This is a genomic window from Neptunitalea chrysea (assembly GCF_027924145.1).
In the GTDB taxonomy this organism is placed as follows: Bacteria; Bacteroidota; Bacteroidia; order Flavobacteriales; family Flavobacteriaceae; genus Neptunitalea; species Neptunitalea chrysea.
The window spans coordinates 149086-174422 of the sequence record NZ_BRVP01000007.1 but is presented as its reverse complement, the minus strand read 5'-3'; the positions used below and the strand labels follow the sequence as shown (position 1 = coordinate 174422).

Genomic DNA, 25337 nt, shown 5'->3' with positions numbered 1-25337 from the left:
TCGGACCAAGGCCACGAATCATTTAGCAAGCATTGCATTTCTATACAAGTCTCGGGTTTAATCTTGATTATCGAGTAAACTAATGGTATAAGAATACTCATAAGTATCATCCAATAATAAATACTCCTTATGCGGATAAGCTCCCCAACTATTATCTCCACCTACACCACGTTGTTTATAATCGATATGTAGATATACTTTATCTTCTGGGTATACATCACTGGTATGGCGTTGATCTTTAGTTACTCCCGGGTCTAACGACTCTGTAGATACATTTAAAGCACTAAATCCTAACGCTTGCAATCCGGTTACTTTAATTCCGTTACCGGAATCATCAGTTAATGTTAACCATCTTACATCTGTTTTATATCCATTCTCTTGCGGACGGATATACCCCCAAGTAAACTCATCTGCAACAGTACTAGTGTAAGTTCCTATAAACGAAGCCCATTTTCTATCAGAATAATTTTCCCATGGTCCTCTTCCGTAATAGGTAAGATTATCATAATCTCCCTTCAGTTGCATACGCATACCAAAACGAGGCAACTCAGGAAGTTCTAACCCTTTTTTATCTAAAGTAGCTGTTACTTTAATGGTTCCGTCATTTTGAATCATATAGGCTACTACATACGGAACCTTCTTATCGGTTAGCAACATGGATACAGTAACAGGCAACCCCGCGGTTGTTTGTTTGCCAACAACTACCTTTTCTACCGTAGGGTTGATATGTGCTGTTTTCCAAGCTTTTAATTCTTTAAGCATTCCGTTACCAAAATCGTTATCTGTTGGAGCTCTCCAGAAATAAGGAGTTGGATATACCAAAGCAAACGGTGCTTCTCCTTTTACATGATATGACTTTAAGACTCCTTTGGTAAGATCAAATGTACCTGCTACAGTGGCAGTCTCAAAAGTTAGCGTGCTATTCTTCTTTTTATATTTCAATGATTTTTTACTTGCTGAAACATTAGCTAGATTTGTAAAGAAACTTCCTTTACCTACTGCAAACTGCGCTCTTGCCTGCTCATGATTGGCAGGCACTAAATCGGTTGCTTTTTTAGTATAGGCATATACATTTAAAAAGTACTCCTCTGTATCTGTAATTTTGGTATCAATATTGAGTATAAATGTTTCAGAAGATGCAGGAGCTACATTGGCATCTAATTCTTTTGACACGATTACTTCCCCATTTTTCACTAATTCATAAACGAAAGTAAATTCATTTAAATTAGTGTAATAATACTTGTTTTGAATAGTAAGCTTATTGGTATTTTCTATGCTAAACTTAATGTTTTGGTAGACTCTTTTTACCTCGTAAATTGCAGGATGTACAGATCTGTTTGCACTTACCAATCCGTTGGCACAAAAGTTTTCGTCGTTCTGTAAATCAGCCCCTCCTAGATCTCCTCCATAGGCATAAAACGGAATCCCATTTTCTTCTGTCAATAACCCTTGATCTACCCAATCCCAAATAAAGCCACCTTGCATATTTGGGTGCGAATCTATAATATCAAAATACTCCTGAAAGTTCCCATTACTATTCCCCATAGCATGACTAAACTCACACATAATAAACGGACGTTTTTTACTTGCATCCTCTCCATATGATTTCATATATTCCATACTTGGGTACATTGGACAAACCACATCGGTATCTTCTTTTTCGCCTGCTTGTTCAAACTGTACATATCGTGTAGTATCATATTTCTTTAACCACTCATAAGCATCAAAAAACACCTGCCCATTACCGCACTCATTGCCCATAGACCACAAAATAATAGATGGGTGGTTTTTATCTCTTTCCGCCATTCTTTTAATTCTGTCTAAATGTGCAGGAGCCCATTCTGGCAGGTAAGCAGGGTGTTTATCTTTATCAAAAGGAGATTGTAATTCTGCTCCCATTGCATGCGTTTCTATGTTGGCCTCATCCACTACATATAAACCATACTCATCACATAACTCATATAAACGTTGTGCATGTGGGTAATGACTCATACGTATGGCATTTATATTATACTGCTTCATTAACTCTAAATCTTTACGCATGGTAGCCTCATCTGGCGTATGCCCCTTAGTCTCATGATGCTCGTGCAAATCTACCCCATGTACATTTACAGGGTTTCCATTTACCAATAACTGATCATTTTTAATTTCTACAGTTCTAAAACCTGTCTTACCAGTAATAACACCTTCCGAACCCTTATTTCCTTTCCATGCTATACTATAAGTATATAAATAAGGTACCTCATCACTCCATGTATTTACAGCAGAGATTGTTTTTACAAAACTTACAGTGGTAGTACTTTTATCAAATGCTTTGGCTTCTGTATACACTGCTTTACCTTTAGCATCTAAAAGTGTAAAGCTTACTTCTCCCTTAGTATCTTCCCCATTTTCAAATTTTCTTAAATCGATAGCAACATCTAGTAGCCCATCTGAATAGGTTTCATCTAAACCAGTTTTTATAAAATAATCCCATACTGTTACTTTAGGTAACGCTTGCAAGTATACATCTCTCTCGATTCCGCTTAATCTCCAGAAATCTTGATCTTCTAAATAACTACCATCATGCCATCTAAATACCTGAACCGCTAATAAATTTTCTCCATCATTTAAATACTTGGTAATATCAAATTCTGCTGGTGTTTTAGAAGCCTTGGTCATACCAACCTCTTCACCATTTACAAAAACACGTGCATAACCCGAGATAGAACCAAAATGCAAGATTACCTCTTTATCTTTCCAATCAGAAGGTACTGTAAAGGTTCTTCTATAACTCCCTACCGGATTGTAATCACCATCAATAAAAGGAGGATTTTTAGAGAACGGATAAACAATATTGGTATAGATAGGAGTATCAAACCCTTGCAACTCCCAGTTAGAAGGAACCTCTATGGTTTTCCAATTAGTATCGTTTAAATCTGTCTTGTAAAAGTCTTGTGGTCGTTTTTCTGGATTCTTAACAAGATTGAACTTCCAGATACCATTTAACCTTTTATAATACGAGGACTCATTATATCTTTTAGTAGCCTCTTCTGCAGTTCTATATACCACAAATTCGGCATGTCCTTCTTCCTTATTCCTATCTATTATAGTAGGATTCTCCCATTCATTAGTAGTTTGTTGTGCCATAGCAGTTCCTATCATTAATACTAAAAGAGGAATAAAAAATTTATTTTTCATAATCATTAATATGGTTAATCTTTTATTTATAAAGGCGTACTACACACCTCTTATTCTAATTTTTCTACTTCAATAATATGTATCTCCTGTGCTTCTAAAGAAGCTATACCTTCACCATCTACCTGTTCTACCTTTTGAGAAAACACATGTAACACTCCATCCTTTTTCCACAAATTCTCATCATAATTAGGCTCCCATTGACCTACTCCGTAAGAAGTAAGTGGCAATTGCTTCCATTCACTTTTATTCTTTCCACGATAAGCCAACATAATTTTATTATCCTTTTCTTCGTCTCTATACAAAAGGTACACATTTAGGTTGTTTACAAAAACCTTCGGACGCGAAATAGGAATACTTTTAGTACCTCCACCCCCTAAATCAAAAGGTGTTTTACGAAAATTAGTTTCCATTAATTTCCAAATATTATTAGCACGGTATATAATTTTATACTGTGGCACTTTGTTCGTTTTCCAATAGGTTGCTATATATGGTATACCATTAGCATCGACCGTCATAGAAGTTTGATTAATTAAACTTCTATTTTGAGGTATCGTCCACGCTATTTCTGCATTCTCTATTGTTATAGGAAGCTTATACTTTTCTCCTGTAGATTTTCTCCAAGTAATTCCTCCATCATAAGATACAGCATAACACATATCATGATTCGTACTTACATCCCATGTTTCTCTCCATACCCAAGACACATATATAGCTCCATTTTCACCAACGGTCATCTGCCAGTAAGCACTTCGTGTATTCTCTCCATCTAACAAATTACTTTGTAATTGTGTCCACTTTTGGGTTTTAACATCATAGGAATTAATAACCATATTCCCTCTACCCGATTCACCCGATCGGTAACAAAACAATAATTTCCCATTAGGCAAATTATGAAACTCAGGATACGTAACACTAGTTTCTTGCAATCCCGTCATAGGTAGTTCTTTTGTTAGCTGTAAACTCATGGGTTTTAAACTCTTGGCATAACGCAATTTGGTATTATGATGATCCCAGCTCACATGTAGATATCCTTTTGCATCTACGGCAATACTAATATCGTTATGAGCATCTTTAATATTTCCGTAATAAGGAGTTTGCAAAAAAGTCCATTTGGAAGAACCTAATTTCCGTTTTGCAAGTATCATAGCGCCTTTCGGATTATAATAAGCAGTAAACTGTACATCTTTAAAGGTAGTCACTGCGCTATTTCTGAATACAACTGTATTTACAGAATTTCCACTCCACCCTAAGCTAACTCTAGTTTCTTTAATAGTTTGAGCATTTGTTATTAAAAAACAAAAAAGACTTAACATCAAAAGTGCTCGTATTTTATTTCTAAACTTCACTACTCTACGCATGACATTACAATTAATCAGATTTTCTACAATCTGTTTTACCTCTTTTTATAATGGTTCAAACCTGATACAAAACAGTAATGTTATGCAATCAGGTTTGAATAAAAAACAAATTTAAAAGCTAATCCTTTTCAGAAACACGAAATCGTTTTCGTGTTTTTAATTCAATTAAAATTTGATATTAGATCCACAACAAATAATTATACTTATCAAATTTTAACATCCTATAAATTAAGAATTATCCTTTTACAATGAATTATATTATTAATTTCATATCAAATATAACACACAAAAGCATACAAACATACTAGTAGCTACCAGTTTATATTATTTACATACCAGTTTGTATCAAAGTACTGTTATTAAAGGTAAACGCTTTTAAATTATAGAGTTGTTGTTTAAATTACCTACAACACAAACACTACCTTATATCCTACAAAGCACATTTTACTGTTTACATAGACACCCAAGCCAAAAAATCTCTTCTTTTTTTATGTATCTTAGAAAAACAAAATTAAACTTATGAACTACCAGCAGAAAATGCTACCTGAAAATGCATTAGAAAACAAAACCATTATTGTTACTGGTGGAGGAAGCGGATTAGGAAAGGCCATGACTTCTTATTTTCTTGAGCTAGGCGCAAACGTTGTCATTACCTCTAGAAATATTGATAAGCTATCCGCTACTGCAGAAGAACTTTCAGCAAACAGTAAAGGAAACTGTTTTCCTATTGCTTGCGATGTAAGATATTACGACCAAGTTGAAGCTATGATGCAAAAAGCTATGGAAATATTCGGAAATATCCACATACTTATTAACAATGCTGCTGGAAATTTTATATCTCCAACCGAGCGTTTATCTTCAAATGCATTTGATACTATAATAGATATTGTATTAAAAGGAAGTAAAAACTGCACACTAGCTTTAGGTAAACAATGGATACAAGACAAAACACAAGGTGTGGTTTTAAATATTGTTACTACCTACGCATGGACAGGTTCTGCCTATGTAGTACCGAGCGCTACAGCAAAAGCAGGTGTATTGGCTATGACCAGAAGTTTAGCTGTAGAATGGGCTAAATACGGTATACGAACCAATGCTATTGCTCCAGGCCCCTTTCCTACCAAAGGCGCGTGGGATCGTTTACTTCCCGGAGATTTAAAAGAAAAGTTCGATCTTGCAAAAAAAGTACCTTTAAAAAGGGTTGGAGAACATCAAGAACTGGCCAATCTTGCAGCCTATTTAGTTTCAGATTTTTCAGCTTATATTAATGGAGAAGTGATTACTATTGACGGAGGAGAATGGCTTCAAGGAGCAGGTCAATTTAATTTATTAGAAGCGATTCCCGAAGAAATGTGGGACATGCTAGAATCCATGATTAGAGCAAAAAAGAACAATTCTTAACAATATTTTTCAAAAAGTATCAATAAATTAAATCCTTGTTAATAATTTTCGTTTTATTAGAACACAAATAATTGTATTTTTACCTTTTAAAACCTCTTGACCAAAATGGGTAAAATAATTGCAATTGCCAATCAAAAAGGAGGAGTAGGAAAAACTACTACCTCTGTAAATTTAGCTGCCTCTCTGGGAGTACTTGAAAAAAAAGTATTACTTATTGATGCCGATCCACAGGCGAACGCCACTTCAGGGCTTGGTATTGATGTAGAATCTATTGAATTAGGTACGTATCAGCTTTTAGAACATACACACAGAGCTGAAGAGTTGATTATTCAAACAGATTCTCCTAATCTAGACTTAATTCCGGCTCACATTGACTTAGTAGCTATTGAAATTGAATTGGTTGATAAGGACCAAAGAGAATACATGTTAAAGCAGAATCTCGATACAATAGCTGATCGCTACGATTATATTTTAATTGACTGCGCTCCATCTTTAGGGTTATTAACCTTAAATGCTTTAACAGCTTCTAATTCTGTTATCATTCCTATTCAATGTGAATATTTTGCACTAGAAGGTTTAGGAAAGCTTTTAAACACCATTAAAAGTGTTCAAAAAATTCACAACCCTGATTTAGACATCGAAGGTTTACTACTTACCATGTATGATGCTCGTCTGCGTTTATCTAACCAGGTAGTAGAAGAGGTTCAGAAACACTTTAGTGAAATGGTTTTTGATACCATTATTCAACGAAATGTAAGGCTAAGCGAGGCACCAAGTTTTGGTGAAACTATTATTAATTATGATGCTACCAGTAAAGGAGCTACTAATTACTTAAATTTAGCCCACGAAATAATTAAAAAAAATAAAGAAAAGGTATAATACATGGCAAAAGCAGTTAAGAAACAAGCTTTAGGAAGAGGATTATCGGCATTATTAAAAGATCCAGAAAATGATATCTCATCTGCTTCTGACAAAAATGCTGATAAAGTTTTAGGTAATATTATAGAGCTTGAGATTGAATCGATAGAAATTAACCCTTTTCAGCCAAGAACAAATTTTAACGAAGAAACCTTAAACGAATTATCTATCTCTATTAAGGAGCTAGGGGTTATTCAACCTATTACGGTTCGTAAGATGGACTTTAACAAGTACCAACTGATTTCTGGTGAACGTCGTTTAAGAGCTTCTAAATTAGCTGGTTTAACTAGCGTACCTGCCTATATACGAATTGCAAACGATCAGGAGTCGCTAGAAATGGCTTTAGTTGAAAATATTCAACGCCATGACTTAGACCCTATAGAAATAGCGCTTTCTTACCAACGTTTAATTGACGAAATTAATTTAACGCAAGAGCAAATGAGCGAGCGTGTTGGTAAAAAAAGATCTACTATTACCAATTACCTTAGGTTATTAAAACTAGACCCTATTATTCAGACCGGCATGAGAGACGGATTTGTAAGTATGGGACACGGAAGAGCTATTATTAACATTGAAGATAAAAAAGTGCAGTTAGAGATTTATGAAAAAATCATTACAAACGCACTATCTGTAAGAGCTACTGAGTTATTAGTTAAAAACTATCAGTACAACAAATCAAACCCTGCTGCGGCACCTAAAAGTATTTCAGCACCAGTTCCCGACTTTGCAGAAAAAAACATTCCTAAATTCAGTGAATACTTTTCTGCGAAAGTAGACGTTAAAGTTGATAAGAAAGGAAAAGGAAAGCTTATTATTCCTTTTCACTCAGATGAGGATTTTGAACGTATTAAAAAGTTAATTTCTGGTGAATTATAAAATATTAGGTTTTATATTCTTTGTTTTAATTGCATTTAATGGCTACGGCCAGAAGAAAGATAAAGATAAAAAAGAGAAAGCTAAGGATTCTATTGTTACGGATTTAAACACTGGGTCTTTTATTAAAAGTAAGAGACCTTACAATCCTTTAGCACCTTCAAAAGCTGCTTTTTATTCGGCTATTGTACCTGGTTTAGGTCAAATTTATAACCATAGCTACTGGAAACTTCCTATAATTTATGGGGGTATGGGTGCTGCCGGATATTTTTATGTAACCAACAACAAATACTATCACAACTATAGAGATGCTTTTAAAAGAAGACAAGCGGGATATACAGATGACCCCTATTACGACCTAAATGGTGATGGTGAGGGACCAGATGTAACGGATAGCAGTTTAGAAAACGGGCAAGATTATTACCAAAGTAACCGAGATCTTTCGCTTTTAATTTTTATTGGTATCTATGCTCTTAATATTATAGACGCGAATGTTGATGCGCATTTAAAGCAGTTTAATATAAACAAAGACTTAACTTTGCAGCCCTATTTAGAGGAAACTGATTTTTACAGTACTCCTGATATGGGGGTATCGTTAACCTTTCATTTTTAACTATGAGAATAGCTTTACTTGGATATGGTAGAATGGGAAAAGCAATTGAACAAATTGCTATTAACAGAGGCCATGAAATTGTTTTAAAAGTAGACAGAAAAACTAAAGATTATACCTTTTCTAATGTTGATGTAGCCATCGACTTTAGCATTCCTACTACTGCTTACCAAAACATTACAGACTGTATAAATAACAATATTCCTGTAGTTAGCGGAACCACCGGATGGTTAGAAGACTACGACAAAGTAGTTGCCCTTTGTAATGAAAAGAAAGGAGCCTTCATATATGGTTCTAACTTTAGTATTGGTGTAAACATCTTCTTTGAATTGAATGCTTATTTAGCCAAACTTATGAATGGTTTAAGCAGCTACAATGTTTCTATGGAAGAAATTCACCATACTAAAAAATTAGATGCTCCTAGTGGAACGGCTATTTCATTAGCTGACGGAATCATTAAAAATTACGATAGCAAAAAAAGCTGGGTACTAGAATCTCCTGCTGAAGAAGATATTGAAATTACAGCCAAGAGAATAGAAGATGTTCCGGGTACGCATACTATTTTTTATAAATCGGAAGTTGACACCTTAACCATTAGTCATGAAGCACACAACCGCCAAGGTTTTGCTTTGGGAGCCGTATTAGCTTCTGAGTGGCTAGTTGGTAAAACAGGTGTATATACAATGAAAGATGTTTTAAACATTAAATAATAAAGCACTATCTAAAAATAGAAAACAATGACACTTTATCAATGGTTTGTAACGTTTTTAGTAATTCAGGTAATTCATTTCTTAGCTACTTGGAAATTATATATAAAAGCTGGTAGAAAATCTTGGGAAGCAGCTGTTCCTGTTTACAATGCTGTTATTCTTATGAAAATCATCAATAGACCGTGGTGGTGGGTTTTATTGTTATTCATTCCTATTATTCAAATTATTATTATCCCAGTAATATGGGTAGAAACCATACGTAGTTTTGGTAGAAACAATACACAAGACACTACATTGGTGTTGGTTAGCCTTGGATGCTACATTTTCTATATAAACTACACTCAAGACGTCACCTATATTGAAGATAGAAGCTTAAAACCAAGAACCGTTGCAGGTGAATGGGTTAGCTCAATTGTTTTTGCTGTTATTGCAGCTACTTTTGTACATACCTATATTATGCAACCTTTTGTAATACCAACTTCTTCTTTAGAAAAAACATTACTGGTAGGCGATTTTCTTTTTGTGAGTAAGTTCCATTACGGAGCCCGAGTACCTATGACAGCAATTGCGGCACCTATGGTTCACGATACCATTCCTGTAGCAGGTATTAGATCGTACCTAAAAAAACCACAATACCCTTACTATAGATTACCTGGATTACAAGATATTAAACGTAATGAAATTGTTGTTTTCAACTGGCCAGTAGATACAGTCCGTTTTTTTCGTGACCCATCAACTATTCACGTAGATAAGCCATTAGACAAAAAATCTAATTACGTTAAAAGATGTGTCGCCATACCAGGTGATGAGTTAGAAATTAAGGATGGCTTTATTTACATTAACGGAAAACGCACCCAACTTGGAGAACGTGCAAAACCACAATATTCCTATTATGTATACACTAAACCAGGTATTCAACTATCAAATGAACTTTTATATAATAGATATGGTGTAACCGATGGTATTATTGGTGTAAACCCATACAGAATAGCCTCACTTACCGAAGAAGTTGCCAATACCTTACGCCGTAACCAGAGTATTGATAGTGTTGTAAAAGTTATAGAACCTAAAGGGATGTATGATCATGCTATTTTTCCACATACCCCATCAATGCCATGGAATAAAGATAATTTCGGCCCTATTACCATGCCTAAAAAAGGAACTACTATAACACTAACTAAAGATAACTTACCGCTATACCAACGTATTATTGAAGAATATGAAGGTCATACGCTAAAAGTAAAAGAAAATCAAATAGTTATAGATGGCACCCCTACCAATTCATATGAGTTTAAACAAAACTACTACTGGATGATGGGTGACAACCGTCACAACTCTGAAGATAGTAGATTTTGGGGATTTGTACCTTTTGACCATGTTTTGGGAAAACCAGTATTTGTATGGTTTAGCTGGGATAGTTTTGCTAGCGGCATCCAAAATAAAATTCGTTGGGATAGATTATTCACCACTGTTGACGGAGGCGGCAATAGCAAGCCAACTTCCTACTTTAGATATTTCTTAATAGCGTTAGCAGGTTGGTTTATCTTTGATTTTTTCAGAAAAAAAAGAAAAAAAGCATAATATAAATTAATGAAAGTTCTTTTACATCCTTCCTATTTCCCTTCTATTTCTCAATTAGTTGTTATCACTAACGGAGACGAAGTAGTGTTTGAGAAATTTGATAATTACCAAAAACAAACCTACAGAAACAGAATGTATATTTATGGTGCTAACGGCAAACAGCTTTTAAGTATCCCTATTAAACACATTAGCAATAACGGAAGGCTATTATATAAGGATGTACGGTTGGAAAACGATTTTCCATGGCAGAAACAACATTGGAAAAGTATAGAAACAGCCTATAGGACTTCTCCTTTCTTTGAATATTATGAAGATGAGTTTGCTCCTTTATTCGAAAATAAGCATGAGTTTTTACTAGACTTTAATTTAAAAACTATGGAGGTTATTTTTGATAGCTTACAACTAGAAACTAATTTTAGTTTTACTACAAAATATGAAACAGCCCCCATTGAAATTAAAGACCATAGATTTCTTATCAACGCTAAAAAGGAAGAAAATCATCCGTTAGAACGCTATACTCAAGTTTTTGAATCTAAACATGGCTTTATACCCAATTTAAGCACCCTAGATCTTTTATTTAACGAAGGACCTAATAGCTTAAATTATCTTGAAAGTCAAAATATCCTACTGCAATAAAATGCTTCGCGGATTTATCCATTACGGATTTCATTTTCTAATTCCCATATTAGTTGCCTATCTTTTCTATAAAAAGGATTTTAAACGCGCAGTAATTATATTAATAGGTGCTATTATTATTGATGTAGATCATTTACTAGCTAGCCCTATTTTTGATCCTAACCGGTGTAGCATTGGCTTTCACCCACTTCATTCTTATATGGCGATAGGATGTTATGTTGCCTTACTTTTTTTTAGAGAAACTAGAATCTTTGGAGTTGCACTATTATTACATATGACAGCTGATACCCTAGATTGTTTAATGAAATAAACTACCTCTAGACAAATCTCGAAGTATTTACTATCAATTATCGAGCAACCAGTCTTTACCAAACACTACTTTTACCGGAAAATGATCTGAATAGTAATTATTATAATTCCTATGAGATTTAATATGAAAACCTGCATCTGCTAATACAAAATCAATTCGCAACGGATAGTATTTAAATTCATAGGTTTTACCAAAACCACTTCCCGCCTCTTCAAAACTATCTTGTAAATCTGCCGACCTTCTTAGTTCATTATAGATGTACGAATACGCTGTATTATTAAAATCTCCCGCTAAAATATACCTACCCTTATAACTTTGTAACTGTGCTATTAAGGCATCTATTTGCGTTTGCTGCCTAACAAAAGATCTAGATATAGTACTGGCCATTTTTTCTTTATCTGCATCAGCTAGTCCTCTTTCTACATCTACTGTTACGTTATTAGATTCTAAATGAATATTATACACTCTCACGTTTTTACCCTCAATTAACATATCAGCATAAATGATATTATTTCCCGTACCATCAAAATTAAAAGCCCCACTATCTACAATTTCATACTTAGAAAAAATTGTTTGACCATAGCTAAACGACCTATAAAATACAGCCTTATAAGGATACATTTTATTATACTTTGAAAATTCATACTTATGAAACTCCTGAAATAATAAAATATCAGGCGACTCCTTTACTACAAAGACCTGTATACTATCTTTTAATGTAGTATCCTTACTCCATTCATTATAATTAAACCCTCTTACATTATACGTTAACAAAGAAAAATCATTTTTTCCTTCAGGTTCAGGTGTATGTCCGAATTCTACTGTAGATTTTACATAGGTAAATCCTAAAAACAATGTAATAAGTGATAAAAACAATTGCTTTTTAAATCGAAATAACCAATACAGTACAAATAAGAAATTTGTAATTAAAAACACAGGAAGCCCCAGACTCAATACCGATATCAATCTAAAACCTTTAGGCGGCAGATATGGAAGAAAATAGGCTAATAATGTTACCGTAGCCAGTAAACTATTAATTATAAATAGAAACTTATCAAATAAAGAAAGCTTTTTCAAGGGGAATGTTGTGTTTAATTATTTTTACCAGCTCTAAACAAAAAGTCCTTTTCTTCTTTGGTAAGACTTTCGTATCCGCTTTTACTAATTTTATCTAAAATAGCATCTATTTTCTTCTGATGTAAATTTTTATCGTTATCAAACACTTTTGTTCCTTGCGATGCTTTTTTACCTCCTTTATTTCTATACACTTTTTTAAACTTAGCCTTACCTGCTGTTTTACTATCACCTTTAAACAGGTTAACAACACCATCCATTAAACTAGAAAACCAAGCTCCTATATCATTTCCCTTTTGTAATTGTTTTGCATACACAAACCCTAATAACGCCCCACCTAAGTGAGATATATGTCCACCAGGATTACCTGATTGAATAGAAGCCAAATCCATTAACACCAAAAATACTCCTATATACCATAACTTAACAGTAAACAACATAAATAAGCGCACTTCCAAATTAGGTGTATAGGTACACACAAATATTAAGATAGCCATAACGGCTGCAGAAGCGCCTACTATACCAGCATAAACATTACTAAACACCGGAAATATACTGTAACTAAACACATACAACAATCCGCCTGCTATAGCACCTAAAAAGTAAACATTATAAAACTGTTTACCATTAAACAAGTTTAAAAAAATGTTTCCGGTGAAATAAAGTATCAGCATATTAGAAAAAATATGCATGATTCCTCTATGAAAAAAAGCGTATGTAATTAGCGTCCATGGTTTTGTAAGTACCTCCATGGGTACAGAACTTAACCCGAACCAAGTATCAAAAAAATTGGAAGTCCCTTGCAATTGAAATAGAAACAACACTAATGAAGATAGTATAAAAACCGCTACGTTAATAACAATCATTTTCACCGATGGTGAAAGCATACTGTACTGATATCTAAAATTGTTCTGCATAACTTAATTCCACCTATTATTATCAAACTCATTTCGTTTCCAATACCACATCATGATAAAGCCAACTAAAGCACCTCCTACATGAGCAAAATGCGCCGTTGGACCTATAGAATAACTGGTTAACCCAAAGAATAAATCTATTGCTATCATTCCGGGCACAAAAAACTTAGCCTTTATAGGTATAGGCAGCGGAAATATCATTAATTGTGCATTTGGAAAACTCATGGCATAAGCTACTAAAATTCCATAAATTGCGCCCGAAGCACCTAATGCCGGCCCTGCTGTTGATATAAAATTAGAATATATCCATTCGGGCATATAATTGGCCCATGTTTGGTAATATGCCCCTTGAGACAACGTATTCAACACATCTACTTTATCAGCTCCATTAGCGATTAGGGCATTCATACCTTCATTATAAAAATAATAATTAACACCCGTATACACCAACGCAGCACCTAACCCAGCAGATATATAGAAAAACAAAAACTTGTTTTTCCCCCACATAGCTTCTAAGGAAGATCCAAAAGCAAACAACGCATACATATTAAATAAAATATGTGTAAACCCACCATGCATAAACATATGCGTTACCAATTGCCATACTCTAAAATTTGAAGTTTCAGGAAACCATAGCGCTAACCAATTTTCTAGGTGTAGATTTGGCAACATATATGTTGCTGCAAAAAATATAACATTTATTATTATCAGGTGTTTCACCACCTCTGTCATTCTTCCCATGTACCTAAATTTACATAAATTTCTTTTCTATATCGCCTGCACTCATGGTAATAAAAGCAGGCTTGTTAAAAGGAGACATCGTAGGCTCTGTACATGCAAACAAATTATTTACTAAATTCTCTTGCTCTGCAACACTAAGTACTTCTCCTCCTCTAACGGCTAACGTTTTACACAATGTTTTTGCCAACATATCTGTTTGTGTAAAACCGCTATCCGGTATATCATCACCAAAATCTGTGATTAATTGTTCTAATATAATAGCTACTTCGCTTTCGGTAACGTGCATTGGTATGCCATTAATAACCACAGTATCCTCTTCCATTGTTTCAAAAGCAAAACCAGTTCCTTCTAAACGCTCTTTTAAGGTTTGTAATAAAGACATTTCTACCTTACCAAAGTGCAACTCTAGCGGAAACAACAACTGCTGGCTCACTCCTTCATTGATGGTAATATCCTTAAGATACTGCTCATACAATACACGTTGGTGCGCGCGGGTTTGATCTATAATAACCATCCCCGATTTAATAGTGGTAACCACATATTTCTTTTGCAATTGAAACGTAGTAGCTTTTGATAATTGAATATCCTCGTCCTCAAATAACTTTCCCGTGACTTCTTCAGATTCAAACTCAACCGATGAAAAGCCCTCCGTTGTCACTACCTCATCATCATTCGTATTTAACCCCACATATAAACTTTCCCAACTTGGTTGTTTTTCTTTTTTAAAACCATACGAACCACTACCACCTTTAAAGGATTCTTTTTTTGGAGCTTTCTCTTCTGTCTCTTCTTTAAACGGGTTAAAATTGGCATCTACCTCAATAGTAGGCATAGCTACCTTTTTATTTTTATAATCGTACGGAGTATCTAGATTCGTATCACTATCAAAATCTAATACAGGCGCCACATTAAATTGACCTAAGCTATGTTTTACCGCCGATCTCAGAATGGCGTACAACGTATGTTCATCGTCAAACTTAATCTCTGTTTTAGTTGGGTGTATATTAATATCAATGGTAGCCGAATCTACATCCAAAAACAGAAAATACCCTGGTTGCATTCCATCTTTCAACAACCCTTCAAATGCCGCCATAATGGCATGATGCAAATACGGACTCTTAATAAATCTATTATTAACAAAGAAAAACTGTTCTCCTCTGCTCTTTTTAGCAAATTCAGGTTTCCCTACAAATCCCGACACATTTACCACCTCGGTTTCTTCATTTACCGGCACCAGTTTTTCATTGGTTTTACCACCAAAAATACTAACAATACGTTGTCTTATATTTGCCACAGGTAAATTAAACAACTCGGTTCCGTTACTATAAAAATCGAAATGAACATTGGGGTGCGCTAAGGCTACCCTATGAAACTCATCTATGATATGTCTAAGCTCAACGGCATCAGATTTCAAAAAATTACGCCTTGCAGGAATATTAAAAAACAAGTTTTTAACCAATAAACTTGTCCCTTTTGGAGCTACTGAAGGTTCTTGGCATGTAACTTTACCGCCTTCAATTTTAATCTGCACCCCCACCTCTGCTTCCTGTTGTCTGGTATTTAATTCTACATGGGCAATAGCAGCAATAGAAGCAAGCGCCTCTCCTCTAAACCCTTTTGTGTTCAATAGAAAAAGATCCTCTGCCTTCTTAATTTTAGAGGTAGCATGTCGTTCAAAACACAAACGAGCATCAGTGTCGGTCATCCCTACACCGTTATCTACAACTTGTACAAGGGTTTTCCCAGCATCTTTTATAACTAATTTTATTTCTGTTGCACCGGCATCAATAGCATTTTCAATAAGCTCTTTAACAACAGAAGCCGGTCTTTGCACCACTTCTCCCGCTGCAATCTGATTTGCTACATGATCCGGCAATAACTGGATGATATCAGCCATTAAGTAATTTTTCGAAATTAAAAAATCGTAACACAACATAGGCAGCCATTAGAAGAAATACCAGTATTACAATTAATCTAACTCGTGAGTTTTTATCATTTAAGTCTTTCCGTTGCGTTTTCCAATCTTCTCTAAAAGAAGTTCTTCTCTTAGGTACATAATCTACATCAGAAACTTTGTTATACTGTCTCTTAAGGCTATCGAGTCGTTCCTTACGCTCATTATAATAGCGAGGCTTATAGTTGAACGACTTGTTTCTATGTTGTTTAAATAATACTCGAAGTTTCATACCCCATTCTATTCTTTCAAAATTAATTAAAATACATAGTATTGTTTCTATACACTATGCTAAAAAATGTTAACAAATAAGATGCCGAACTAACTTTACCTAGCAACAAAAAAAAACTGATTGACTTTTTTTACAAAACCAATCAGTACTTTTATATGTATCTTATGATTATAACGTACGTAAATGCGCCATTTTAATGGCAGCTATAGCAGCCTCTGTGCCTTTGTTTCCGTGTTTACCACCACTTCTATCAATAGATTGCTGCATGTTATCATCGGTAAGCACACAAAAGATTACAGGTGTATCATATAACACATTTAAATCTTTTACCCCCTGTGTGACACCTTGACATACAAAATCAAAATGCATTGTTTCGCCTTTTATTACGCTACCAATAACAATAACGCAATCTACATCTTTCACTTCTAACATTCTTTTGGCTCCAAACGTAAGCTCAAAGCTTCCCGGAACATTCCATCTAATAATGTTTTCCGTTTCAGTTCCGCAATCTAATAAAGCTGCTTCTGCACCTTTATACAATCCTTCGGTTATGGTATCATTCCACTCAGAAACAACAATCCCAAATCGAAAGTCTTTCGCATTTGGGATTGTTGTTTTATCGTATTCTGATAAATTTTTATTTTCTGTTGCCATTATTTTTCACTTTCTACTATTGCCACATAAGCGTCAATAGTTTTTGCTTGTTCAGAATCTGGAAACTCTTCTTTAATTCTTTTAAAATAAGATAATGCTTTATCGTACTCTTTTTGCTCTTTAGCTAACATACCAGCTTTAAACAAATACAATGGAGTTGTAAATCCGTTTGTGTTATCGTTAATCGCTTTTTCGTAATAATCTAAAGCATTTTTATAATCCTCCATCTGAGAAAAAGCATCACCAATGTTTCCTTTAGCAAAAGGAGATAAAATTACATCGTCAGACTTAAACTCATCTAAGTATTCAACCGCTTTCTTGTAATTTTTAAGTTCTAAATATGCCATACCTGCACTATATGTAGCAATATTGGCAGCTTTAGTACCACTATACTTATCAATAATTTGCAAGAAACCATAGTTCCCTTCAGCGCCTTTAAGAGAAAGATTTAATAATGAATCCTTTGCTTCTGCCCCGTTGAATGCTTCTTTAAAGTATTCTTGAGCAAAGAACATATCGTTAGATGCTTTTGTTTCATTAGGTTCTTGAATAAATTTAGTGTATCCAAAAAATGCAAGACCAGCCACTACTAACACTCCAATAAAACCTAAAATTACTTTCTGGTTTTTCTCAACCCATTCTTCAGTTTTATTAGCTTTCTCATCTAAGGTGTTAAAAACATCTTCTGTAGTACTGTGTTCATCTGCATGTATTACTTCAGGCTCATCGAATGCTTCGTTTTCCTTTTTAGCCTTATTTTTATACCCTCTTTTATTATATGTAGCCATAGCCTAAATTGTATTTGTGGCGCAAAAATATAATTTTTATTAAAATATAAAAGCTGTTTTTCTTGATATTTTCTATTATTTTATATTTGATTTGCAAAAGAATAAAGTTTACTACATTAGCTTGGTATGATATTAAGTAAAATATCCTTAATTAATTATAAAAATATTGTCTCTAAAGATTTCACTTTAGACAGCAACATTAACTGTTTTACCGGTAATAATGGTGTGGGCAAAACCACCATTTTAGATGCCGTACACTACCTTGCTTTTGGCAAAAGCTATTTCAATCCTATTGCTTCTCAAAATATTAAACACGGAGAAGACTTTTTTGTAGTAGATGGTACCTTTGAAAAAAAAGGCAATGAAGAACGCATTGTTTGTAGTTTAAAAAAAGGACAAAAAAAGAGTATTAAAAGAAATGGTAAGGTGTACGATAAGCTATCAAATCATTTAGGACTTATTCCACTTGTTATGATATCACCATCAGATAGAGATTTGATTATTGAAGGTAGTGAAACCAGACGCAAGTTTATGGATAACGTAATTTCGCAATCCAATAAAAAATACCTGCAAAATCTTATTAGCTACAACAAGGTACTTACCCAAAGAAACGCCTTACTAAAATATTTTGCTCTTAATAATACTTTTGATGGTACTACTTTAGAGGTATACAACGAACAATTATGTGCATTTGGAAATGACATTTACCAAGAAAGAGTTGCCTTTTTAGATGCGTTTATTCCTATTTTTAAAAATAGATATGCACTTATATCTGGCAACAGCGAACAAATAGATCTTTCATACGACAGCCAATTAAACGAGCAGACACTCTCCGAATTATTAGTAGCGAATTTAGCAAAAGACAGGGTACTGCAATACACGAGTGTTGGACTTCATAAAGATGATTTAAAATTTGAAATTGATGGCTACCCTATTAAAAAGTTTGGAAGTCAGGGACAGCAAAAATCTTTTTTAATCGCATTAAAATTAGCCCAATTTGATTTTATAAAAAACATATCACATGTAAAGCCTATTTTACTACTTGATGATATTTTTGACAAACTTGATGAGAGCAGAGTTACCCATTTAGTTCAGTTGGTTAACGACGATACCTTCGGACAAATTTTTATAAGTGACACACATTCAGAACGTACCGAAGAAGTTGTTAAAAAAACCAATCAATCCTATAAAATTTTTAAATTATAATTACCTCTTTTTTAAAATCTAACAGGTAACTTTACCCTTTTAAAAAAGGTAAGGTTATGAAATTTGTGAAAATATTATTTTTTATCACACTGTCATTTAGTATATTAGGATGTTCCAAACAAATAACTGAGATAGACCTATCAAATTTAAACGGTTATTGGGAAATAGATAAAGTAGTTACTTCCGACGGAGCAACCAAACAATACCAAGTAAACACAACAGTAGATTATCTGGAGTTGAAAGATAGCCTTTCAGGGTTCAGAAAAAAAATGTATCCTACGCTAAACGGAACTTATAAAACAAATAGCGATGCCGAATTTTTTACTATCATTAAAGAAAATAAGGATTACTATTTTGATTATAAAACCTCTATGGACGAGTGGAAGGAAAAACTATTAAAGGTAGATAAAGATCATTTTAGTATTTCGAACGATTCAGGAAACACCTATTATTATAAACGATTCGAGCCAATTAATATAGAATAATGACCAAAAGATATAACGAACACATAAGCCTTAGCGAAGCATTAAAATCTTTTATTAAAGAAAATCACCTTGAGGGTGGTATAGACAAAATAGACGTTAGAGACGCATGGATTCAACTAATGGGTAATGGAGTAGCCAATTATACTCAAGACATCATATTAAAAAACGAAACATTACATGTATCTCTTACTTCTTCTGTTTTAAGAGAAGAGTTAAGCTATGGGAAACAAAAAATTATTGAAATGATTAATGAGCAACTCGGTAAAGAACTGGTAAAAGAACTCATTTTAAGATAAAAAAAAGGCATTAAAAATGCCTTTTTTATTTTCTAAGATCTACTATAAAACTATCTGGATAATCTTTTCTAACTCGCTCTTTAAAGTTTTCTGCCTTATCTCTGGTTAAAAACTTACCAATGATTAACGCATACACTTTTAAACCATTCCTATTTTTAACCTGTACCACAACCTTTTTCTTATATTTAGACTTAAGGCCATCTACCAACCGTATTAAATTGGTTAACTCCTGAAAGCTACCAATTTGCACCCCCATCCAATCAGGAGAAACTTGTTCAACTCCTAATTCATAGTATTCATTACCTGGAACCGTAGGTGCCGTTGTTGTTGCAACAGTTGTAATCACTACTTCTGAAACAGTATTCGTAGAAACTGGAACCGTTTCCACCTTAGTGGTTGTAGTAGTAGTTTTCACATCATCATTAGAAAGTACCGTTTCTGCAACTTCTACATCTTCTTCACCTATTACTTCTATTTTTACTTTAGTAATGCCGGCATTTATAAAATCTAACTTCTCGGCAACCGAGCGCGATACATCTATAATTCTTCCCTTAACAAAAGGGCCTCTATCATTAATTTTAACTATAGCCCAACGATTATTAGCCAAATTTGTAACCTTTACTTTAGTACCAAAAGGCAACGTACGATGTGCAGCTGTAGGTAATATATGGTGATAGATTTCTCCACTGGCAGTTGTACGTCCGTTAAATTTCTTCGCATAGAAAGAAGCTTCTCCTGTTTCTACTTGAGCACTTACACCTAATGTAATAAACAGAAAAAGTAAAAAATAAATATTTCGCATAGAAAAGTATTTGGGGTTTAAGAATAAGCTTAGCTCTAATATAAAACAATTATTACAATAGGTTTTATGCCGAAATTACATTTTTTTCAACAAACTCAAAGCGTACTATTCCGTCTTCATCTATTTTGGTGAGTTTTACAACCTGTAAGGTATTTACCAACTCAGGATTCCACGGAGCTTTCACCTTTACATAATTCTCTGTAAAACCGTGAATATATCCTTCTTTGTTTTCTCCTTCAAACAATACAGTACGGATACTTCCTATCTGACTTTCATAAAAAGCTCTTCGCTTTTTAACAGACAATCCTCTCAACATTTTACTCCTTTTAGCACGTACCTTTTTAGGTACTACACCATCCATTTCAACTGCTTCGGTGTTATCTCTTTCAGAATACGTAAATACATGTAAATACGAAATCGGAAGGTCGGTAAGAAAATTATACGTTTCTAAAAAGTGTTCATCGGTTTCTCCCGGAAAACCAACAATAACATCCACACCAATACAGGCATGCGGCATTACCTCACGTACCTTCGTAATTCTATCAACATAAAGTTCACGCAGATATCTACGTTTCATTTTCTTTAAAATCTCATTGCTTCCACTTTGCAACGGAATATGGAAATGCGGAACAAAAGCTCTCGAAACCGAAACTAAGTCGATAGTTTCATTCTTTAATAAGTTAGGTTCTATGGAAGAAATTCTAAGACGCTCAATCCCTTCTACCTTATCCAATTCTGTTACCAAATCTAAAAAGGTATGTTCATGGCGTTTGTTACCAAACTCTCCCTTCCCGTAATCTCCAATATTTACTCCTGTAAGTACAATTTCCTTAATTCCCTTAGCTGCAATTTCAGCCGCATTTTTCAAAACATTCTCCATAGTATCACTTCTAGAAATACCACGTGCTAACGGAATAGTACAATACGTACATTTATAATCGCACCCATCTTGCACTTTTAAAAATGCACGAGTACGATCCCCTATAGAATAACTTCCTACATAAAAATCGGCTTCTTCTATCTCACAACTATGAACTTCTCCAAAATCATTTTTAGACAAGTCGTTTATATAATCGGTAATTTTAAATTTCTCGGTAGCTCCTAACACCAAATCAACCCCATCAACCGCTGCTAATTCTTTAGGCTTTAACTGAGCATAACATCCTACGGCCGCCACAAAAGCATTCTCATTCTTCTTCTGGGCTTTCTTTACCACCTGCTTAAATTGCTTATCAGCATTCTCGGTTACCGAACAAGTATTTATCACATAAATATCGGCTATTTCTTCAAATTCAACACGGTCAAACCCTTCCTCCTGAAAATTTCTTGCAATAGTAGAAGTTTCAGAAAAGTTCAACTTACATCCTAAGGTATAAAACGCTACTTTTTTTCTCTGCTCCATCAAATAATCCCGCTTTAATCTCGTTATTTTAGTGTAACTTTATTTTCAATAATTTGCAAAGGTAAGCAATTAACAGAAAGAACCTAAATTTAAAGTTAACTACAAAACACTCATTAACTGACACTTAACAAGATACATTAATTAACTTACAGCATTCTATTTAAAGTTGCGGCAATTTACTAGTTTATACATTAACAAATCTAATCACCAAAAACTCTGATGAATTTAACAAGTTCCAAAAAAAATATAAAAGCATACCTCCTTTTTCCTTTGTTAACACTCGTCTTAGTTGCATGCACCAATAAAAAAGACATCCTATATAATACTTCTCAGGTTTTTAGATACAACGAACATAGTAACATCACTTCTTTAGACCCTGCTTTTAGTAGAGTTCAAGCCAACATATGGGCAGTAAATCAACTTTTTAACGGATTGGTACAATTAGACGACTCCTTAAACATACAGCCTGATATTGCAAAAAGTTGGACCATTTCTGAAAATGCCCTTCAATATACATTCACCTTAAGAAACGACGTGTATTTTCACAAACACCAGTTATTCAACCCCCCTCTACAAACAAGAACCGTTACAGCTTCAGATTTCGAGTACTCCTTTAATCGGTTATTAGATGAAAAGGTAGCCTCCCCAGGAAGATGGGTATTAAACTATGTTGACAACTACCAAGCAGTTAACGACACCATTTTTACAGTTCTACTAAAACAACCTTTTCCGGCATTTTTAGGATTACTTAGCACCAAATATTGCTCAGTAATTCCTAAAGAAGCTATTGCTTTTTTTGGGAACGACTTTAGAGCTCACCCTATTGGTACAGGTCCTTTTCAGTTTAAACGCTGGGAAGAAAATGTAAAACTAGTACTCCGCAGAAATCCTTTGTATTTTGAAAAAGACACACAAGGCAATCAATTACCGTATTTAGAAGCAATAGCCGTTACATTTTTACCTGATAAGCAGAGCGAGTTTTTGCAATTTACACAAGGAAACATCGATTTTTTAAATGCACTTGATGCTTCTTATAAAGATGAATTGTTAACCACCTCTGGCAAGTTACAATCAAAATACCAAGATGCCATTCAAATGATTTCGGCTCCGTATCTAAATACAGAATACTTAGGTATTTATTTAGATAATGACATTCCTGAAAATCAATCTTTAAAGCTACGAAAAGCTATCAACTACGGATTTGATAGACAAAAAATGATTACCTATTTACGTAACAATATAGGCACCCCTGCAGAAAAAGGATTCATCCCTAACGGCTTGCCTGGGTTCGGAACATCTAATGGATACTCCTATCAACCAGAAAAAGCTAAACAACTCATTACTGAATTTAAAAAAGAAACCGGAATTGCAAGTCCAACAATCACCATATCTACCGATGCCAATTACCTAGACCTTTGTGAGTACATACAACGAGAATTACAAAAAATAGGCATTAGCACTACTATTGATTTACTCACCTCACCTACATTAAGACAAAGTAAATCTACCGGAAAGCTTGCTATTTTTAGAGCCAGCTGGATTGCCGATTATCCTGATGCGGAAAATTACCTATCTCTCTTCTACAGTAAAAACTTTACCCCTGAAGGTCCCAATTACACGCATTTCAAAAACAATCTTTTTGACCAATGGTATGAGCAGGCTGTAAAAACCACCAACACAGAAGAACGTATAGCACTCTACCAAAAAATGGATAGCCTTATTATAGAAGAAGCCCCGGTTGTACCCCTATATTATGATCAAAGCATTCGTTTTATTCAAAAAAACATTAAAGGATTAACAGGAAATGGAATTAATTTCTTAACCTTAAAGAAGGTTAAGAAAATTGATTAATTAAACGCTCACTGTCATAAGAGATAGATTTCAAAAAAAAACAACAAGCTATCCGTAAAAGAAAGCTTATTGTTAGCCTTGTAATTTCAGGCACTATATAGCTACCCTTATTTATTTCTTATTCTTTTATGAAGTAGACTGTTTTAAGTGTTACTTGGATTAGTAAGCTCAAATAAATACTGCATAATATCTTTATCAAAATCAGTTAGAGAAATATTTCTTCTACTCATTACGCGTTCTGCCGTTTCCAATGCTTTGTCTAATCTATAGGTCGCATAACCATGCGCTCCACCCCATGAAAAACTAGGTATAAAATTTCTAGGAAACTCACTTCCGTACACATTTACACTTACCCCAACTACAGTACCAGTATTAAACATGGTATTAATACCACTCTTACTATGGTCACCCATCATTAAACCACAAAACTGTAATCCTGTTTTTTCAAAATGCTCAGTTTCGTAACTCCATAAACGTACCTGATCGTAGTTATTTTTTAAATTAGAATTATTGGTATCAGCACCTAAGTTACACCACTCTCCTATAACCGAATTACCTAAGAAACCATCATGTCCCTTATTCGAGTAACCAAAAATAACCGAATTATTTACCTCTCCTCCAACTTTACTATAAGGTCCAACCGTAGTAGGTCCATAAATCTTGGCACCCATTTTAATTTGAGACCCTTCACACAAGGCTAAACCACCTCTAATTATACTGCCTTCCATAACCTCGGCATTGACACCAATATAAATAGGGCCGTTAGTAGCATTCAGTGTACAAAATTCAAGTTTTGCACCCTCTTCTAAAAATATATTCTCCGGACAAATAACATTATTGCTACTTGGTATAGACACACTTTTTCTACCCTCAGTAAGTAACTCAAAGTCTTGCTCCATGGCTTGCCCATTCTTTTTAAAAATATCCCATGTATGCTGTATCTGCAAAACCTCTCCTTCGTACTCTATTGCATCAAAACTATCAAAATCTATATCTTCCTGCGCTTCCAAAGCATAAAAGGCTACCACATCATCTTCATAAAACACCGCTTGGTTTTTCTCTAAACTTTTAATTACAGCCACTAATTCTGCGTTAGGTAAAAAAGAAGCATTGATTAAAATATTAGCTTCTAGCTCTACCATCGGGAATTTATCAGACAAATATTCTTCGGTAATGGTAGTTGTTGTAGAATCAAGATACTTTTCCCATTTTTCTCTAATGGTTAAAATACCTACTCTAATATCTGCTACAGGTCTCGTAAATGTAAACGGCAATAAAGCATTACGGTACGGACCGTCAAAAAGGATGTAGTTCATAGTACAGAAGCATTTTTTAAAAGCCTAAAGATACAATTTAGA

At 34.2% G+C, this 25337-nt stretch carries 24 protein-coding genes; 12 read left to right on the top strand and 12 right to left on the bottom strand.

The window, feature by feature from the left end; genetic code table 11:
* Window positions 1–57: 57 nt before the first annotated feature.
* Both lacZ and NBRC110019_RS06920 read right to left on the bottom strand, forming a co-directional pair.
* On the bottom strand, window positions 58–3180 hold the full coding sequence (gene lacZ, locus NBRC110019_RS06925) for a beta-galactosidase, LacZ type (RefSeq protein ID WP_281753541.1): 3123 nt from the start codon (window positions 3178–3180) through the stop codon (window positions 58–60).
* A 50-nt stretch (window positions 3181–3230) separates the two neighbouring features.
* On the bottom strand, window positions 3231–4538 hold the full coding sequence (locus tag NBRC110019_RS06920) for a BNR repeat-containing protein (protein WP_281753540.1): 1308 nt from the start codon (window positions 4536–4538) through the stop codon (window positions 3231–3233).
* A 519-nt stretch (window positions 4539–5057) separates the two neighbouring features.
* On the opposite strand from NBRC110019_RS06920, the gene NBRC110019_RS06915 reads away from it, so the two are divergent.
* The 8 genes from NBRC110019_RS06915 to NBRC110019_RS06880 all read left to right on the top strand — a co-directional run bounded on the left by NBRC110019_RS06915 (window position 5058) and on the right by NBRC110019_RS06880 (window position 11577).
* Window positions 5058–5939: an SDR family oxidoreductase gene (locus tag NBRC110019_RS06915; RefSeq protein WP_281753539.1), complete on the top strand. Its 882-nt coding sequence runs from the start codon at window positions 5058–5060 to the stop codon at window positions 5937–5939.
* A 105-nt stretch (window positions 5940–6044) separates the two neighbouring features.
* Entirely contained in the window at window positions 6045–6818 is a 774-nt protein-coding gene (locus tag NBRC110019_RS06910) for a ParA family protein (protein ID WP_281753538.1), read from the top strand.
* Window positions 6819–6821: 3 nt separating this feature from the next.
* Window positions 6822–7733, top strand: a complete 912-nt coding sequence (locus NBRC110019_RS06905; protein ID WP_281753537.1) for a ParB/RepB/Spo0J family partition protein — start codon at window positions 6822–6824, stop codon at window positions 7731–7733.
* Window positions 7723–8343, top strand: coding sequence for a DUF5683 domain-containing protein (locus tag NBRC110019_RS06900; protein ID WP_281753536.1), 621 nt, complete (start codon window positions 7723–7725; stop codon window positions 8341–8343). The genes NBRC110019_RS06905 and NBRC110019_RS06900 overlap by 11 nt, the downstream gene beginning before the upstream one ends.
* Window positions 8344–8345: 2 nt before the next feature.
* The gene (dapB, locus tag NBRC110019_RS06895) at window positions 8346–9050 is read left to right on the top strand and encodes a 4-hydroxy-tetrahydrodipicolinate reductase (protein ID WP_281753534.1); all 705 of its coding nucleotides are present in this window, start codon (window positions 8346–8348) and stop codon (window positions 9048–9050) included.
* A gap of 27 nt (window positions 9051–9077) precedes the next feature.
* On the top strand, window positions 9078–10631 hold the full coding sequence (gene lepB, locus NBRC110019_RS06890) for a signal peptidase I (protein WP_281753533.1): 1554 nt from the start codon (window positions 9078–9080) through the stop codon (window positions 10629–10631).
* A 9-nt stretch (window positions 10632–10640) separates the two neighbouring features.
* Window positions 10641–11267, top strand: a complete 627-nt coding sequence (locus NBRC110019_RS06885; RefSeq protein ID WP_281753532.1) for a WbqC family protein — start codon at window positions 10641–10643, stop codon at window positions 11265–11267.
* A 1-nt stretch (window position 11268) separates the two neighbouring features.
* The gene (locus NBRC110019_RS06880; protein ID WP_281753531.1) at window positions 11269–11577 is read left to right on the top strand and encodes a DUF6122 family protein; all 309 of its coding nucleotides are present in this window, start codon (window positions 11269–11271) and stop codon (window positions 11575–11577) included.
* A gap of 33 nt (window positions 11578–11610) precedes the next feature.
* Here NBRC110019_RS06880 and NBRC110019_RS06875 read toward each other — a convergent pair whose 3' ends face one another.
* The 7 genes from NBRC110019_RS06875 to NBRC110019_RS06845 all read right to left on the bottom strand — a co-directional run bounded on the left by NBRC110019_RS06875 (window position 11611) and on the right by NBRC110019_RS06845 (window position 17937).
* Entirely contained in the window at window positions 11611–12654 is a 1044-nt protein-coding gene (locus tag NBRC110019_RS06875) for an endonuclease/exonuclease/phosphatase family protein (protein ID WP_281753530.1), read from the bottom strand.
* A gap of 14 nt (window positions 12655–12668) precedes the next feature.
* A complete protein-coding gene (locus NBRC110019_RS06870; protein WP_281753529.1) occupies window positions 12669–13568 on the bottom strand; it encodes a rhomboid family intramembrane serine protease in 900 nt (299 codons plus the stop codon).
* A gap of 3 nt (window positions 13569–13571) precedes the next feature.
* Entirely contained in the window at window positions 13572–14309 is a 738-nt protein-coding gene (locus NBRC110019_RS06865) for a rhomboid family intramembrane serine protease (RefSeq protein WP_281753528.1), read from the bottom strand.
* A gap of 10 nt (window positions 14310–14319) precedes the next feature.
* The gene (mutL, locus tag NBRC110019_RS06860) at window positions 14320–16206 is read right to left on the bottom strand and encodes a DNA mismatch repair endonuclease MutL (protein ID WP_281753527.1); all 1887 of its coding nucleotides are present in this window, start codon (window positions 16204–16206) and stop codon (window positions 14320–14322) included.
* On the bottom strand, window positions 16199–16495 hold the full coding sequence (locus tag NBRC110019_RS06855) for a hypothetical protein (RefSeq protein ID WP_281753526.1): 297 nt from the start codon (window positions 16493–16495) through the stop codon (window positions 16199–16201). The genes mutL and NBRC110019_RS06855 overlap by 8 nt, the downstream gene beginning before the upstream one ends.
* Before the next feature lie 168 nt (window positions 16496–16663).
* Window positions 16664–17149: a 6,7-dimethyl-8-ribityllumazine synthase gene (gene ribH, locus NBRC110019_RS06850; RefSeq protein ID WP_281753525.1), complete on the bottom strand. Its 486-nt coding sequence runs from the start codon at window positions 17147–17149 to the stop codon at window positions 16664–16666.
* Window positions 17149–17937, bottom strand: a complete 789-nt coding sequence (locus NBRC110019_RS06845; RefSeq protein ID WP_281753523.1) for a tetratricopeptide repeat protein — start codon at window positions 17935–17937, stop codon at window positions 17149–17151. Before NBRC110019_RS06845 ends, ribH begins: the two co-directional genes overlap by 1 nt.
* A 126-nt stretch (window positions 17938–18063) precedes the next feature.
* Between NBRC110019_RS06845 and recF the strand changes: the two genes are divergently transcribed.
* From recF to NBRC110019_RS06830, 3 genes are read left to right on the top strand one after another with little or no spacing between them, the layout of a single operon-like run.
* Window positions 18064–19143, top strand: a complete 1080-nt coding sequence (gene recF / locus NBRC110019_RS06840; protein ID WP_281753522.1) for a DNA replication/repair protein RecF — start codon at window positions 18064–18066, stop codon at window positions 19141–19143.
* Window positions 19144–19199: 56 nt separating this feature from the next.
* Window positions 19200–19628, top strand: a complete 429-nt coding sequence (locus NBRC110019_RS06835) for a hypothetical protein (RefSeq protein ID WP_281753521.1) — start codon at window positions 19200–19202, stop codon at window positions 19626–19628.
* A complete protein-coding gene (locus NBRC110019_RS06830; protein ID WP_281753520.1) occupies window positions 19628–19924 on the top strand; it encodes a DciA family protein in 297 nt (98 codons plus the stop codon). The genes NBRC110019_RS06835 and NBRC110019_RS06830 overlap by 1 nt, the downstream gene beginning before the upstream one ends.
* A gap of 25 nt (window positions 19925–19949) precedes the next feature.
* Here NBRC110019_RS06830 and NBRC110019_RS06825 read toward each other — a convergent pair whose 3' ends face one another.
* Window positions 19950–20726 carry a septal ring lytic transglycosylase RlpA family protein gene (locus NBRC110019_RS06825; RefSeq protein ID WP_281753519.1) on the bottom strand — a complete coding sequence of 259 codons (777 nt, stop codon included), beginning with the start codon at window positions 20724–20726 and terminating at the stop codon, window positions 19950–19952.
* Between the two features lie 64 nt (window positions 20727–20790).
* Window positions 20791–22128, bottom strand: a complete 1338-nt coding sequence (gene mtaB, locus NBRC110019_RS06820; RefSeq protein WP_281753518.1) for a tRNA (N(6)-L-threonylcarbamoyladenosine(37)-C(2))-methylthiotransferase MtaB — start codon at window positions 22126–22128, stop codon at window positions 20791–20793.
* A gap of 219 nt (window positions 22129–22347) precedes the next feature.
* Between mtaB and NBRC110019_RS06815 the strand changes: the two genes are divergently transcribed.
* Window positions 22348–23979 carry an ABC transporter substrate-binding protein gene (locus tag NBRC110019_RS06815; RefSeq protein WP_281753517.1) on the top strand — a complete coding sequence of 544 codons (1632 nt, stop codon included), beginning with the start codon at window positions 22348–22350 and terminating at the stop codon, window positions 23977–23979.
* Between the two features lie 143 nt (window positions 23980–24122).
* Here NBRC110019_RS06815 and NBRC110019_RS06810 read toward each other — a convergent pair whose 3' ends face one another.
* Complete coding sequence (locus NBRC110019_RS06810) at window positions 24123–25295, bottom strand: GlmU family protein (RefSeq protein WP_281753516.1); 1173 nt, start codon at window positions 25293–25295, stop codon at window positions 24123–24125.
* Window positions 25296–25337: the final 42 nt, after the last annotated feature.